The organism is Thalassovita mediterranea, from assembly GCF_001458435.1.
Taxonomy (GTDB): Bacteria; Pseudomonadota; Alphaproteobacteria; order Rhodobacterales; family Rhodobacteraceae; genus Thalassobius; species Thalassobius mediterraneus.
Genome location: NZ_CYSF01000006.1, coordinates 210,398 through 225,274 on the forward strand (window position 1 = coordinate 210,398; position 14,877 = coordinate 225,274).

General features: G+C 59.3%; 10 protein-coding genes. 4 read left to right on the forward strand and 6 right to left on the reverse strand.

Features of this window, described 5'->3' with window-relative positions:
* From TM5383_RS04960 to TM5383_RS04970, 3 genes are read right to left on the reverse strand one after another with little or no spacing between them, the layout of a single operon-like run.
* Entirely contained in the window at positions 1 to 1,086 is a 1,086-nt protein-coding gene (locus TM5383_RS04960) for an alginate O-acetyltransferase AlgX-related protein (protein ID WP_058317932.1), read from the reverse strand.
* 13 nt (positions 1,087 to 1,099) lie between these two features.
* Positions 1,100 to 2,533 carry an MBOAT family O-acyltransferase gene (locus TM5383_RS04965; protein ID WP_058317933.1) on the reverse strand — a complete coding sequence of 478 codons (1,434 nt, stop codon included), beginning with the start codon at positions 2,531 to 2,533 and terminating at the stop codon, positions 1,100 to 1,102.
* Positions 2,534 to 2,537: 4 nt separating this feature from the next.
* Positions 2,538 to 3,149: a hypothetical protein gene (locus TM5383_RS04970; protein WP_058317934.1), complete on the reverse strand. Its 612-nt coding sequence runs from the start codon at positions 3,147 to 3,149 to the stop codon at positions 2,538 to 2,540.
* A gap of 449 nt (positions 3,150 to 3,598) precedes the next feature.
* On the opposite strand from TM5383_RS04970, the gene TM5383_RS04975 reads away from it, so the two are divergent.
* The 4 genes from TM5383_RS04975 (at position 3,599) to TM5383_RS04990 (ending at position 11,643) form a co-directional block, all read left to right on the forward strand.
* A complete protein-coding gene (locus TM5383_RS04975) occupies positions 3,599 to 6,652 on the forward strand; it encodes an Ig-like domain-containing protein (RefSeq protein WP_058317935.1) in 3,054 nt (1,017 codons plus the stop codon).
* Between the two features lie 67 nt (positions 6,653 to 6,719).
* Positions 6,720 to 8,072 carry a TolC family protein gene (locus TM5383_RS04980; protein WP_058317936.1) on the forward strand — a complete coding sequence of 451 codons (1,353 nt, stop codon included), beginning with the start codon at positions 6,720 to 6,722 and terminating at the stop codon, positions 8,070 to 8,072.
* An 80-nt stretch (positions 8,073 to 8,152) separates the two neighbouring features.
* Entirely contained in the window at positions 8,153 to 10,459 is a 2,307-nt protein-coding gene (locus TM5383_RS04985; protein WP_082645421.1) for a type I secretion system permease/ATPase, read from the forward strand.
* A gap of 53 nt (positions 10,460 to 10,512) precedes the next feature.
* Positions 10,513 to 11,643, forward strand: coding sequence for an HlyD family type I secretion periplasmic adaptor subunit (locus tag TM5383_RS04990; RefSeq protein WP_143570222.1), 1,131 nt, complete (start codon positions 10,513 to 10,515; stop codon positions 11,641 to 11,643).
* Positions 11,644 to 11,730: 87 nt separating this feature from the next.
* Here the strand turns inward: TM5383_RS04990 and TM5383_RS04995 are convergent, their stop codons facing one another.
* From TM5383_RS04995 to ugpC, 3 genes are all read right to left on the reverse strand, one after another.
* Entirely contained in the window at positions 11,731 to 12,456 is a 726-nt protein-coding gene (locus tag TM5383_RS04995; RefSeq protein WP_058317938.1) for a trypsin-like serine peptidase, read from the reverse strand.
* A 357-nt stretch (positions 12,457 to 12,813) separates the two neighbouring features.
* Entirely contained in the window at positions 12,814 to 13,827 is a 1,014-nt protein-coding gene (locus TM5383_RS05000; RefSeq protein WP_058317939.1) for an endonuclease/exonuclease/phosphatase family protein, read from the reverse strand.
* Positions 13,824 to 14,867 (reverse strand): sn-glycerol-3-phosphate ABC transporter ATP-binding protein UgpC, encoded by a 1,044-nt coding sequence (ugpC, locus tag TM5383_RS05005; RefSeq protein WP_058317940.1) that lies wholly within the window; start codon positions 14,865 to 14,867, stop codon positions 13,824 to 13,826. The genes TM5383_RS05000 and ugpC overlap by 4 nt, the downstream gene beginning before the upstream one ends.
* Positions 14,868 to 14,877: the final 10 nt, after the last annotated feature.

The window sequence follows — 14,877 nt, forward strand, 5'->3', positions numbered from 1 at the left end:
TCAAACTCCTTCGGGAATGCGGCTTGAACGAACAACGGAAAAAACAGACAGGTCATCTTGCGTTGAAACAGGGGCGATGTAGCGTTCGGGGATTTCCCAGATCACCACCTGTGGCGGTTGGTCACGCAGGTGGTCAGATGTCAGGAAATCACGCATGGGCTGAAATGGCCCCTGCCCCACCTGCGCCAGGTTCAGCACATCCATTTGCAGCGCCGATTTCAGAAACCCCTCGAAGTGAAACTCCTCTTTGGCGGAATAGGATGTGCCCAACAAAACAACGGGAATATCGACGTCGTCGAACAGGTCCATTGCCATTTGAGGGGCAGCCGCCGCGGATGCAGTGGCCAGATCGGTCCGATAGCGCGGCAGTTTTTCATGAGCTACGTCAAACCAGTGTTGAAACCTACCAGCATCGGCAAAAGCAGTCAGATCGCCCTTAAACACCTCGGCTGCGGTGCGACTGGTCACAAATGGCGTATCCCCCTGCCCCAGATCGGTCGCAACACGCGCAGCAACGGCGCGGGCCGCTTCTGGATGCCAATGGGTATCGGTGCGCATAAATCCGGCCTCTGCCATTGCAGCAAGCAAATCCAATGCGGGCATACCTGCCTGCGCCAGCTGCGCCAGAGCATGATCATAGCGCCCCTCAAGAGCAGCCGAGCGCTGCATTGGCAAATGATCCGCGTGCAGGCGCGCTTTGTCAGGCAGAATAACGGGCAACAACGTAACCCCGTGATCCGCCAAGGTGGCCTGAGCAGTGATGAGTGCAGGCAAAAGTGGTTCGGCACTTTGCGGCGGGATCATTTCCTCAGCCGTGAAGAGCCAGTTCCCTTTGCCAAGAACCGCGCCCTCTGCCACCTCATTCAAGAGCGACAAGCGCAGGGCAGCAAAGGCATCGATCGCCCAGCTGCGTGTGGGTAGGTTGGCGTCGAAGTGGCCTTCGTACTGGCGCTGATAGCTGCCTGTGGTAAGCGACTGCGCAGCGGTATCCTGCAGAGCAGTTTGATGAGCCAGCGCACCAGCCACCACAACAGAACCGCCCAGCAGCCCCAGGAAACAGGCGTTTTTCATGTGATCTGTCAACATTGTCAGCCCCCTCTCAGAACTGGAAATAAAGGAAAGGAGAGTCGCTGCGCGCCTGCATCACCAGCACCACAGCCAGCAACAGTGACAGCGTGGCCAGCCGCCCGGTGGCCGCAACCTGCGCGGTTGCAGCCATCGTGCTACGCGTCATTGGCTTGAATTTCGCAGCAACAGCCGGCGCCAAAGCCAACAGCGTTCCGATCATCAGGGCCAGCCATTCACTCGGCTTGCACAGCATGGCAACCTCACCGCGCAGCGCGGTGCCGCTTTGGCCGAACATTCCCGCATAGACACGAACCGCCGTGCCAAGATCCGGCGCACGAAACACCACCCAGCCCAGCATCACGACCACCAGCGTAAAAGCCCAGGCCCCGAAAGGCGTCAGCCTACGCGCCCAAACACCGCCCTGTTTGCTACCCAGCGCGCGTTCCAACGCCATCCAGCCGCCATGCCAGACACCCCAGACCACAAAGGTCCAATTGGCACCGTGCCAAATGCCCCCCAACACCATGGTCAGCAACAGATTGCGATAAGTCCGCAGCGCGCCGCCGCGATTGCCGCCCAGCGGGATGTAAAGATAATCGCGCAGCCAGGTGGAGAGGCTGATATGCCAACGCTGCCAAAACTCGGTCACTGATTGGCTGATGTATGGTGCGTTGAAGTTTTCGATGAAACGGAACCCAATCATCAACCCCAGCCCGATCGCCATTGCACTATAGCCGGCGAAATCGAAAAACAGTTGAATGGAATAGGCACCAGCAGCCAGCCACGCCTCAGCGAGGGTCGGCGCCGTCAGCGCGAACAGGCGATCCACCATTGGTGCAACACTGTCGGCAATCAGGATCTTCATCCCCAAGCCCAGGGCAAACCGACGCACGCCTGCCACGAACAGTGCCAGTGAATGCGTGCGCTGGCGAAACTGATCGGCCAAATCCTTGTAGCGCAGAACGGGCCCTGCGATCAGCTGCGGAAACAGCGTGGAAAAGGCCAGAAAATCCCAGATGTTGCGCGCGGGCGGTGCATCGCCACGGGCCACGTCAATGACATAGCTAATGCACTGGAACGTCAGAAACGACAGCCCAATGGGCAAGATAATGTCGGGGCTTGTGATCTCTCCGCGGCCCAGTGCTTGCCAGATGGCATCAGCATTGCCGAGGAGGAAATTGGTGTATTTAAAATAACCAAGCACCGCCAGATTACCGACCACCCCAAAGGTGACCCAGTAACGACGTTGCACCGCGCTTTGGGCGCGATGTGCGCCCTGCGCTGCAATGTAGCTGCCCAGTGCCATGCCAAGTACCAGCGCCAGAAAATCCATCCGCCACCAGCCATAGAACACAGCACTTGCCATCAGGATCACTGGTGAACGCAGACGCGCAGGCGCCAGATAATACAACAGCAGAAATGCAGGCAGGAACCCAAAGATAAAGATCGGCGTGGAGAAGATCATTGTCTTACTCCTCCAGCAGCGGGCCAATTGTGTTTTCGATCAAACGCACCGTCTGATCCGTGACCAGCACCGTTACATTTTGCCCCCGGCGCAGACGCACCGCCACTTCGCCCACCGCACTGCCATCATCCCCCACGACGACCAGTTTGGCGCTGACTGGGTTAACCAGACGACCGCCGCTCGCGAAAGCATCCGTTTGCTGAATAACCTCAGCCCCAGTGGCACCGTTTTGACCAGCAACCACCAACCGGACCGACTGACCAGAGGCGTTCAGCAATGTCAGATGGACCTTGGACTTGGGACCGCGCTCAGGCTCTTGGACGATTGCGACCGCACCATCCGGCGTCGGCAACACACTGTAGTAGCGCCCCGGCTCTGCCCCATCCAAATGTTGCGGGGCTAATGGGCGGAATGCCTCACCTGTTGGAGTATGCGCCAGTTTTAGCGCTTCAGGTGCCTGATCCGTACCGATCCACCGCAGAAATACCGCCCCCTTGGGCAGCGGCTTATCATAGAGTGCTGCCTCCTGCGCGGCGGCGGCAGGCAGCGACGCGCTGGCAATCATGGCAGAAACAACGAACGGCACTGTGGCCGAGATAGCGATAGATTTGAACATGGGTGACTCCTCTTTGGTCCAGTGTGGCCCCAAACGGCACCGGACGCAGAGGTGCAGAGGTTGTGTTTCCTACCCCATCGGATAGTTGGCTACGCCTTCAGGTCGGCCCCAATGAGAAGAAACAAAATGCGCGTTTCAGCCATAAATCCTTCACTCAGCTGCGCGTGAAGTGTCGCCAGAATGCGACACATTCGTCAAAGACCTGACACCTATAAATTGAATAAAACCGTTTGAAATTGCAGCACTCTATGGTGCCAGATCACCGTAATTGTCCCGAAATAAGCCATATTTTGACTGATTTTCGTCAAAAACTACTAGCCTTGGCGCCCACCACTATAGTATGCCTGAAGGCAATCTAGATAATGGGCAAAGCCCAATCCTTTGAGAGAGCAGTGATCTGATGAGTGCAGTGAATTTCTCCGTCCGGAGTTCGGGCGGCACCGTTTCCTATGGCAAAACCAGCCCCTGAGAACGGCAACTTTATTCCTTTCTATTCTGGCGCGCAAATTTCGCTCAACCTGGCGCCACAAGATGTGGCGGCCTACAAGGTGGACGGAGAAAATCTGGTGGTTGAATTGACCAACGGCCAGACCGTCACGCTGCAGGGCTATTTCTACGACGCGGATCGCGACCCCGAATTGTTTCTGTCGTCGCACGGAAACATTCACCACGTTGATCTGGGTGGACAGGTTGGCGATCAATACCTTGCCAGCTATGCCGAAATCGACACCAGCGGCAAATACAGTGCCTACGACCAGTTGGTTTTTCTGGATCTGGAACGGGTTGAACCGGTGGTCGCCCCGCTGGCAGCACCGCTGCTAGGTGGTCTGGGCGGCGTTGCTGCGGCAGGCGCAGCAGTTGTCGGCGGAGGTATCGTTGTAGATCGCGTCACCGGTGGCGGCGGGGGCGGCGTTGTACGCCCGACCGTCGACAACCCCGACGTAACCGTCGAAACAGGTGGCCCCACCCCGCCCAGCATCAGCATCACAGGCACCGGCGAACCCGGCGCCAGCGTAAGCGTCATCGTTGGCGGCATTGAACGCACCACCACCGTCGTCGAAGGCGGCACCTGGAGCGTAACCTACCTGCCCACCGATTTGCCCGGCGACGGTGTTTACACCTCGGTCGTGACCGTGGTGAATGAAGGCGGCGACACCTTCGTACTGGATGGCCCATCTGTCGATGTGGATTTCACCCCACCGAATGTTGTTGTCAACGAGGGCACAGTCTCTATCGGTGATATCGTCAACGCAGCCGAGCACCGCGCCGGTCACGTGATTGGCGGCAGCGGCGAAGCTGGTGCACAGATCACCGTTGAGATCAACGGTCACAGTCAAAGCACCGTAGTTGGTCAGGATGGCACTTGGTCGATCAACCTTGCGCGAGGCGTCTTGGCCGAAGGTGAATACACCATTGATGCCCGCATCACCGCTGTAGACGACCGGGGCAACACCACGATCGTGAATGAAAGCGTGCAGGTCGACACAGTGTCGCCCGCCATCAACATGCAAACCATTGAAGGTGACAACATCATCAACGCCGCCGAAGCGGCAGATGGTGTGACCCTGAATGGCGCAGGTGAGCCGGGTGCGACCCTGACGGTTGAATTTCAGGGCTACACAACCAACACTGTTGTCGGTGCAGATGGGAACTGGTCGCTGTATTTCAGCCCCGGTCAGATCGCCAGCGGCACCTATGACAGCGCCGTGCGTCTGACTGCGACCGATGCGGCAGGCAACTCGACCGTGTCGGATTACACCTTGCATGTAGACACAGAAGGCAACGTCACCCTGAACACGCCAATCGCTGGCGATGACCAGTTGAACGAAGCCGAAGCCCTGCAGGGTCTGACCCTCACGGGCACCGCCGATGCAGGATCTAGCGTTGATGTCACCTTTGAGGGCGTCACCCGCACTGTTCGTGCAGGGACTGATGGCAGCTGGAGTGCGATCTTCCTTCCCGGTGAAATCCGCTCTGGTGAATACGTTTCTGTGGTTGAGGCAACATCAACCGACAGCGTCGGCAACACCTCTACCGTACGTTCGCTGATGCGAGTGGACACCACCACCAACGTCACCATGCAAACCCCTGTCGCAGGCGACGACATAGTCAACGCCGCCGAAGCAAACGCGGGCGTCACCCTGAACGGCACGGCAGAGGTTGGATCGACCGTGGTTGTTGAACTGGCCGGTAGCACCAAAACCGTACAGGCAGGCCTGAACGGCCGCTGGAGCGCGACCTTCACCAATTCGGATATTCCCGCGGGCACCTACAACACGACGGCAACGGTTACGTCGACCGACCATGCTGGCAACACCGCAACTTCGACCAGCAACGTGCAGGTTGATACCGAAATCGGCATCGTCATGGACGCCCCGCAGGCCGGCGGTGATGACATCGTCACCCAAGCCGAAGTGGCCGCTGGTCTGGACATCACCGGCACAGGCGAAGCAGGCGCACAAGTGTCTGTAGTCATGGACGGCGTGACCAAGACCACAACCGTTGACGCAAGCGGCCGCTGGTCTGTTACCTACGGCACTGGCGACATCCGCGAGGCCGAATTTGACACCACCGTGGTGGCCACCATCACCGATGCGGCTGGCAACACCACAACGGCCAGCCACGACCTAACCGTTGACACCAAAGCGGCGGCAACCATTGCGGTGAACGATGTGACCATCGGTGGTGACGACTTTGTCAATGCCAGCGAAATGAACAACGGTCTGCTTCTGAACGGCACCGCAGATCCGGGCGCAACCGTCACCGTCGTGGTCGAGGGGGTATCTCGTACCGCCACCGCCGACAACAACGGCAACTGGTCGGTGACCTATGAGCCAGGCAGCCTGCCCCGCGGCGAATACAACACCACCGCGACCGTGACGACCACCGATGATGTCGGCAACACAGCGACCTCTTCGGTTGATTTCCGTGTCGACACCGAAGTGGCCAACCCGATCATCGAAAGCGTCACCTTTGCAGACGATGCTGTCAGCGCGGTCACAGTGCAGGAAGAAAGCTCGACCTTCTCGATTTCGACCCTGAACACCGATGGCAGCAGCAGCAACGTCAGCGCGCAAAGCATTGATCTGGGTAATGAAACCATGCTCAATTTCAACCCGAACGTGCCAGACGGAACCCATCTGGTGATCTCGTCGCGCGATCAGGCTGGCAATGACTCCGCCACTATGGTGGTGCTGGACGACAATGCCACCACGGCAACCACGCTGGGCCATGCGTCGGCAGGCAACTTCCAGATCGAAGCGATTGAACTGGATTACGCTGCCAATGCCGACCTCACGCTGACCGAAAGCCAGATCCGTGATCTGGCTAACGGTTCGGATACGCTGACGGTCCACGGCGGCAGTGACGATCGCGTCACACTGCGCGGTGCCACCCGTACCGGCAGCAGTCAGTCCATCGACGGCGAAGCCTATGATGTTTACACCATCGGTGATGACGGCGTGACCGTTGTGATCGACCAAGACATCAACGTGATCATCTAAGCGCTGATCAAACAAGTACACCGGGGCGGACCAGCCGCCCCGGATCAACACCTGCAGGAGTAGCCGGGTGGCCGCACGCAAGTACCTCTCCCTTTTCTGCGCAACCACGCTTCTGGCGGGCTGCATGGATGGCAACATGGGCGGGTTCAATTTTACCCCACCGCATCTGGCCGAAGATGGCACAGCCCCCGCAAGCGCCAGCGCTGCCGGATCCGCGCCTCAGACTCGCAGTGCGGCGGGCAATATCGATGTCGACACCCCTGCAGATGGCAGCGTGGTGAAAACGCTGGTGGCGCGCCGCAGCGTGCTGCCTGCTGGCAGCCCCTATGACAAGATCGGCCGTGCCGCCCTGGCCGCTGGCAGCCGCAGCGCCGAGAGCGAATTGCGCAGTGCCAAACTGCGCGCCGAGGCGGAAAACAAAAACTGGCTTCCCACAGTCACACCCAATATCTCACTGACCTCGCTGGGTGAAACACTGGCATCGCTGGTGGTTGATCAAGTTCTTTACGACAACGGCAAACGCAAGGCAGAACGCGCCTATGCAGCCGCCGATGTCGAAGTGGCGGCGGTCAGCCTGTCACAAGACCAAAACGACCGCGTCTTCAACGCCCTTAAACTCTATCTGACCGGCCTGCGAGGCGACGAAAAGTCAGCAACAAGCACCAAGGCCATCAAACAGATGCGTCATTTCAAACGCATTGTTGACGGTCGCGTCTCTGGCGGTGTGTCAGACAAAGGCGACCAGCGTATGGTCGAAGGCAAACTGCTGGACCTGAGTGCCGAACGCGATTTGGCACAAGAAGAGGCCGCCGTAGCGCGCGCAGAATTGCAGGCGATGCTGGGCGGATCTGCAGCCAAGGCCAAAGTCACCCCTCTGAAAACCTATGCCCCTTCCGGCCTGCAGTCCCTAAGCGTTCTGAAAGCCGAGGCCGAAGCCAAGCGCACCGTCGCGCAGGCGACTGCCGAACGCGCAGCGCAGCTGCCGGGCCTATCGGCCAGTGGCACGGTTAACAAAAACGGCACCAGCGCCGGGTTGAACGCAGGCACCACCTTGGGTCTGGGCTTTGGCACCAAAGCACGGCTGGACGCGATCGAAAACAGTAAGGAAACCGCCCGCGAAAACGTCGTAGAGGCGCGCGAGGCGGCGCGGCGCAATCAATCGCGTTTGGAACAGCGCCTGATCTCTTTGCAGCGGCAAGAGGCCGAAACGGCCAAACTGGTGCGCGAAAGCCGCCAGACCTTCAGCCTGTTTCAGTCGCAGTTCAAAGCGGGCCAGCGTTCTGTTCTCGAGGTCGTCAACATCTATGAACAGCTGACCCGTCGCGAAATGGAACGGTTGGATGCGAAGTACGACGTTATCCTGGTCCAATTGGAACTGGCGCGTGATCTGGGTGTGCTGGCCGATGGGGGTGAGATTTGACCAAGAAAGGTCCAGTCATCCTATCGATCAGCCCCACCGTGGCGAAACCTGCGCAGGCGGCGAACAGCCCGCAGGCAGGAATGCAGCAAGGGGTTAAGCCTGCGCCGCAACAGATTCAACAGGTGCAGGGACAGCAACCTCAGCCACAACAGGTACCACATCAGCAGGCGGCCCCGCAGCCGCGCCCCCTGCCCGCTTCTTTGCAGTCCCCCTTGCCGCCTGAGCCTACGGCCACAACTGAGCCCGCAGGCGCCGCGTCCGAAATCAAATCCCTGATCGAAGGCACCGCCAAACGCATCGAACACCGCGCTGCATTGGTGGCCACGCTGGCAGGCCTCAACGGGTCCGACGTGCCGTCGACTGATGTGGCCGAATACATGTGGGTGCAATCGCCCGGCGACGTCAGCCTGAAAGCCCTGTCCAAGGCGCTGGAACACGCGGGCATCACCCCGAGACTGGGCCACCGCATCGCGCCCAGCCCTGACAAATGGCCCGCCATTGCTGAAATGAGCAATGGTCAGTCCATCCTTGTCCTGTCGCAGGAAGGCGACGTGCTGACGATCTACGACACCACCTGCGCCGACAATCGGGCAGAGGTACCGCTGCGCGATTTTGCACCACATTTCACCGGCAACACGCTGGCCGCCAAAACCACCCTGCGCCAGATGGCCGAACGCCATGTGCCACAACTGACCCAAGGCCACTGGTTCTGGGGCGAGATGCCCAAATTCCGCGGTCATATCACCGAGATTATGGTGGGCTCTCTGGTTGCCAACATGCTGGCTGTGGCTGTCGCGCTGTTTTCGCTGCAGGTCTACGACCGTGTGATCCCACACCAGTCAGAGGCGACGCTGTGGGTTCTGGCGCTTGGCGCTGTGCTGGCCATCGGACTGGAAGGTCTGCTGAAACTGGCCCGCGCCCGCCTGTCGGATGCGGCGGGGCGTCGGATGGAGCTGTCGATCCAGAACATGCTAATGCGCCGCCTGCTGGGCATGCGGTCTGATCAAAAGGCGCTGCCACCGTCGGGCCTGTTTGCTGCGATGCGCGATTTCGGATCGGTGCGCGAATTCTTTACCTCCTCCACCATCGCGGTGTTGGCGGATATGCCGTTTATCGTGCTGTTCCTTGCTCTTGTGGCCTCCATCGCGGGCAATATGGTCTGGGTTCTGGTGTTGGGCGGCATCCTGATGGTAGCCCCTGCCTATGTGCTGCAAAAACGCATGATCGCCCTGACGCGCCAGACCCAAGGCGCATCGGCCAAGGCGGGCCGCCTGCTGCAAGAGGTGGTGAGCGAATTGGACACCGTCAAAACCCAACGCGGTGAAGATCGCATCCTGCGTCTGTGGGATGAGCTGAACGCCGTGTCCTCCCATGCCTCAGCCGAACAGCGCCGCCTGTCGTCGACTCTGACCTACTGGTCACAGGGCGTGCAGCAAACCACCTATATCGCCACCGTGGTGATCGGCACCTATCTGGTCTTTGCCGGTCAGTTTACTGTCGGCACCATCATCGCCACTGGCATCCTGACCAGCCGCACCCTTGCCCCGCTGACGCAGTTTGCCGGTACGCTGGCCCGGTGGAGCAATGTGAAAGCCGCGCTTGAAAGCCTAGACACCATCGCATCCGCCCCGCAGGAACGTGATAGCGAACGCAAATATCTGCGCCGTGAAACATTCCAAGGGCAGTTTGAACTGCGCGAAGTGAACTTTGGCTACGACGCCGACGGCCCCGCGACACTGGATGTGCCCGGTGTGGTGATCAAACCCGGTCAGCGCGTGACCATTCTGGGCGCCAACGGTTCGGGTAAATCCACCCTGCTGAAACTGCTGTCGGGCCTTTATGCGCCGACCAAAGGCACCGTGCTGTTGGATGGCAGCGACATGGCCCAGATCGACCCGCGCGACCTGCGCCGTGGCATCGGCTATCTGGGCCAAGACATCCGCCTGTTTGCCGGATCGCTGCGCGATAACCTGAACCTCAACCAGTTGGAACGTGATGATGACCGGCTGATGCAGGCGTTGGAGTTTGCAGGCCTTGGCCCCTTCCTGCGCGGACATCCGCAGGGTCTGGACCTGCAGATCCGCGATGGCGGCGAAGGTCTGTCCATCGGTCAGCGTCAGTCGATCGGCTGGGCGCGGCTGTGGTTGCAGAACCCGTCGATCGTGCTGCTGGATGAACCGACGGCCGCGCTGGATCAGACGCTGGAACGCACGCTGGTCAGCCGTCTGGAAAGCTGGCTACAGGGCCGCACGGCGATCATTGCCACCCACCGCACCCCTATTCTGGCGCTGTCGAACCGCACCCTGATTCTGCAAGCAGGTCGTCTGGTCGTCGATGGTCCACGTGAACAGGTTCTGGCCCATCTGGCAAGCGGGGAGCGTGGCTGATGCAAGCGTCAGGGGAAACACAGTTCGACGACAGTTTTGACGATCACAGCCGCATGTCACGGCTGACCATCCGGTTGGTTGGGTTGGCCGTTCTGGTCTTCCTCGGCTGGGCGGCGGTGGCTGTGGTGGATGAGATTGTGCGCGCTGAAGGCGAAGTTGTCTCCTCCTCCCGTTCGCAAATCGTACAGAACCTTGAGGGCGGTATTCTGTCGGATCTGGCCGTCAAACAGGGCGATCTGGTTGAGGCGGGACAAATCCTTGCCACGCTGCAAGATACCAAGTTCCGCACCGCCTTTGACGATCTACAGGATCAGATCGACGCGCTGGAAATCAAACGCCTGCGTCTTGAGGCGGAAATTGGCGGCGCCTATGAATTTGACGTGGACGAGGTACTGGCGACCCGCGCTAAAACCATTCTCGCGTCCGAGCGCGCCCTGCTGACTGCGCGCCAGACCGATCTGGATTCGCGGCGCGAAGGTGCGTTGGTGGTGCTGGAACAGGCGAAATCCGAACTGGCGAATATGGAGCGGCTCTACAAGCAGGAATTTGTCGCCCTGCTAGAGGTGAACAAAGCCCGCAAAGCCGCATCCGAGGCAGAGATCCGCTATACCGAGATCAACACCGCCGCCGAACTGGAGCAGGCCGAGGAATATTCGCAAACGCTGAAGGACATCACGTCGCTGCGTCAGGAAATGCGACTGGCGCAGGATCAGCTGAACCGCACAGTGATCACCGCCCCGATGCGCGGCATCGTGAACAATCTGGCCGTGACCACCATCGGCGGCGTTGTCCGCCCCGGTGAAGAGATTTTTGAGATCATCCCGTTGGGTGAAGAACTGTTTGTCGAGGCGCGGGTGCGTCCTGAAAACATCGCCTCCGTCGGGCGGGGCCAGGCAGCGTCGATCAAACTGACGGCCTATGACTACACCATCTACGGCACGCTGAAAGGTCAGGTTGATCTGATTTCGGCCGATACGTTCGAAGATGAGCGCGACCCGCGCGCGGAACCTTACTATCGCGTGTCCGTCAGCGTCGACAGCGCCGGTCTGACCGAACGCCAAAAGGCGATTGAGATCCGGCCCGGCATGCGGGCGCAGGTGGAATTGCACACCGGTGAAAAGACCGTGCTGCAATATCTGCTGAAGCCGCTCTATAAATCCCGCGAAGCCTTCCGCGAGCCATAATTCGGCATCCCGCAACGCCGATGCAAAAACACCCCGCAGCGTTTCTGCGGGGTGTTTCGTTTGCATAGTTCTGCGCACGATGTGTGATCAGCTTCGGTTGGCCAGCATTTGGATCACCGATGGGTCCAGCGACGTGCCGACAGACACATCCTGCCCTGCCATTTCTGCTTTGGCTGAAATGACGGAGACCAGATAGGGGCGTTGGCCGTTTTGCAGGGCAAAAACTGGCGCGCCAGAAGCGCCAAAATCCACTTCACAATTCAACACCAGTGTAGCGCGTTTGCGGGCCAGAACCTGACAGGGATAGGCCATGCGCGGATCCTGACGATTGCCCACGGTGTAGGCGACCACACTGAGGATATCACCTTTCTCCGGACGCCCTTGGAAGGCCAGAGGCGCAACTTCGGACCCAATGGGGGTATCTAGGGTTAGCAGAGCTAAATCGTGCCCTACCTGCGCATTGCCCCCCTTGTTGTGTCGATATTGAGGATGGGCGGTGGCGCTGACGACGCGGCGTTCGGCCACTGCACGACCTTCGGCCAAGCCTGCCTGAAAGGTAATTCGATTGGCGCGCACCTTGCGGCCTGTGGCGGGGTTGTAGAGACAATGCGCCGCTGTCAGAACCAGATTTGGCGCGACAAGAGCCCCCGTACACATCGTTGCACCTGAGATCGACAGTCGCCCAACAGCTTCCCAGCCATTGATATTTTCCACCGTGCGCCATGTTGCCGTACCCTCAGCGCTGACGGCTGTTGTTTTTGGGGCTGCGGCAAATGACAGGGCCAGCGCCAAACAGAATTTCGCTAAACGCATAGTACCTCCAAACTCGTTAACAACACTCAGCCCCACGGGTGAGGCCAGACTTGGGCACCAATCAGATCATTTGACGACTGGCACACCATCCAGCCGCAAACGCGCCGCGTTTCGTCACAATGACGCCCCCTTTGCCTTGATGCTGACACGGGGCAGAGAGTCTAACGACGCAAATCTACGCCATGTGACACAAAAGAATTCAATGTTTTCAATGGGTGGCAGATTTTCGTGGCAAATAATCCATGTTTACCAGTGAGAAATCCACCAGTTGGCACGCTGTTTGAAACGGGAAAGGCCGGTGAATTTTCCCAATCACACGGCGCCAAAAAGCAAACGTGGCAAAATCAAGCCACCCACTTAACGCTCGGCGCGCAGATCCAAGGTGCACAAAACCGCTTCATGATCCGAGAGTGGCGTGCCCTGTCCATCCAATGCAGGCATCACAGCCAAAGGCCGCGCCGTTAGATCGCGATGCGCAAACCAATCGAGTTTCATCGGCCCAAGAGGGTGCGGCGACAAGAGGCTAGCGCGCGTGGTCATACCCTCTGGCGTGCCTTCCCAGGAATACCCCTGTGCCTCTGCTTGGGCAAAAAGCGGTTCCTCTCGCCAATCGAAATCCGGCAATACCTTGCTGCCTGTGTTCAGATCACCGCCAATCAGCACCGGCAGGCAGGGGGCAAACAGATCAACAGCCGCCATCAACCGGTCAAATTGCTGCGCCCGGTAGAGAGGCTGAGCGTTGCTTTCCAGATGGGCGGATACGACACAGATTGGCCCTGCCTCTGTCACCAATTCCGCAAGGATAGCCATACGATCACCGATACGCGGCTCTTCCGGGTCGCCTGCGCTATCGGGTCCGATACGAAACCAATGGCCGTCGTTACTGAGACGCAACAAACAGGCACGCGAAATCGGCGCGCTGGAAAGAACCGCATTTCCATGAAAGCCAAGCTTATTGAAATCATCGCGGCAGCGCACGCGCTCTCGCCCCTTACCCAGCCCCAGTTCTAGGAATTCCACCCCATAGAGGTAGTGCATCCCCAGTTCAGCTGCGATATCCGCCGCAACGTGGCGCTGCCCCGTACGCGACATGCCGTTGTCCACCTCGCTCAGCAACAGCACAGAGGGTCCATGCGCGCGCAGCGCCGTGGCGATCCTGAACGGATCAATACCGCGTTCGACGTTCCACGCAGCAACATGAAAACGGTTCGGCAGCGCAGGCAGGGTTCCCTGCCCGCCCTGTTCCAACACCTGCATCGCTTCAATATCTTGCATCAGGCGATTGTGCGCCTCGGCAGTGCGCGGTGCGATGGTGATCTGTTGAAGCTGCGCCCCGCTGACGGGGCGCAGTTGATTTAAGATTCGCGTCACAGACGACGGCCTGTCGCTGCATCGAAAACATGAGGGACCGTTTTCAGGCGCAGTGATACAGCCCCCGTGCTGCAAGGTTGATCCTTGGGAACAGCCACCGAAATCTCCTGCCCGGCAATCTGACCGTGCATCAAACGGATTGCACCCAATTCTTCGATGATCTGAACGTCGATCTGCAAATCGCCTGTGTCGGCCAGTTCCAGATCTTCTGGACGGATGCCCAACAGCACATCTCCTGTGGCTCCTGCTGGCACTTCAACCGCCAAGCCACCCTCCACATGGGCGCGCCCTGCCCCGTCCACGCTGGCCTTCAGCAGGTTCATCGGCGGGGCGCCCATGAAACCAGCCACAAAGGTCGAGGCGGGGTTCTCGTAGATCTCTGTCGGGGTGCCGATCTGCTCGATCACGCCACCGTTCAGTACGATGATACGGTCAGCCATTGTCATCGCCTCGACCTGATCGTGGGTCACGTAGATCGCGGTGACGCCTAGACGGCGCTGTAGGGCGCGAATTTCGATCCGCATCTGGTTGCGCAGTTTGGCGTCCAGATTGGACAGGGGTTCGTCAAAGAGGAAAAGGTCAGGGTTGCGCACAATCGCGCGGCCCATCGCCACCCGCTGACGCTGACCGCCGGACAGCTGACTGGGACGACGATCCAGCAAGTGCGTCAGATCCAGCATCTCTGCCGCCTCTGCCACCTTGCGTTCAATCTCAACCTTGGAGGTGCCACGGTTTTTCAGCCCGTAGCCCATGTTTTTCGCCACCGTCATATGCGGGTAGAGCGCGTAGTTCTGAAACACCATCGCGATGTTGCGATCTGCGGGGTCTACATCATTGACCACACGGTCGCCGATGGACAGCGCGCCTTCGCTGATGTCCTCCAGCCCTGCGATCATTCGCAGGAGCGTCGATTTCCCACAGCCCGACGGGCCGACAAGGACGACAAATTCGCCGTCCGGAATGTCGAAAGAGCTGGGCTGCACCGCTTCAAACCCGTTCGGGTAGACCTTGCGGATGCTGTCTAGGGTTACTTGTGCCATTGATATTGGT

What these genes read in the sequence shown, in the direction of transcription:
- TM5383_RS04990 (WP_143570222.1), top strand. Translation starts at nt 10,513, where the DNA reads ATGTCACGGCTGACCATCCGGTTGGTTGGGTTGGCCGTTCTGGTCTTC.
- TM5383_RS04985 (WP_082645421.1), top strand. Translation starts at nt 8,153, where the DNA reads ATGCAGCAAGGGGTTAAGCCTGCGCCGCAACAGATTCAACAGGTGCAG.
- TM5383_RS04970 (WP_058317934.1), bottom strand. Translation starts at nt 3,149, where the DNA reads ATGTTCAAATCTATCGCTATCTCGGCCACAGTGCCGTTCGTTGTTTCT.
- TM5383_RS04965 (WP_058317933.1), bottom strand. Translation starts at nt 2,533, where the DNA reads ATGATCTTCTCCACGCCGATCTTTATCTTTGGGTTCCTGCCTGCATTT.
- TM5383_RS04975 (WP_058317935.1), top strand. Translation starts at nt 3,599, where the DNA reads ATGGCAAAACCAGCCCCTGAGAACGGCAACTTTATTCCTTTCTATTCT.
- ugpC (WP_058317940.1), bottom strand. Translation starts at nt 14,867, where the DNA reads ATGGCACAAGTAACCCTAGACAGCATCCGCAAGGTCTACCCGAACGGG.
- TM5383_RS04960 (WP_058317932.1), bottom strand. Translation starts at nt 1,086, where the DNA reads ATGTTGACAGATCACATGAAAAACGCCTGTTTCCTGGGGCTGCTGGGC.
- TM5383_RS04995 (WP_058317938.1), bottom strand. Translation starts at nt 12,456, where the DNA reads ATGCGTTTAGCGAAATTCTGTTTGGCGCTGGCCCTGTCATTTGCCGCA.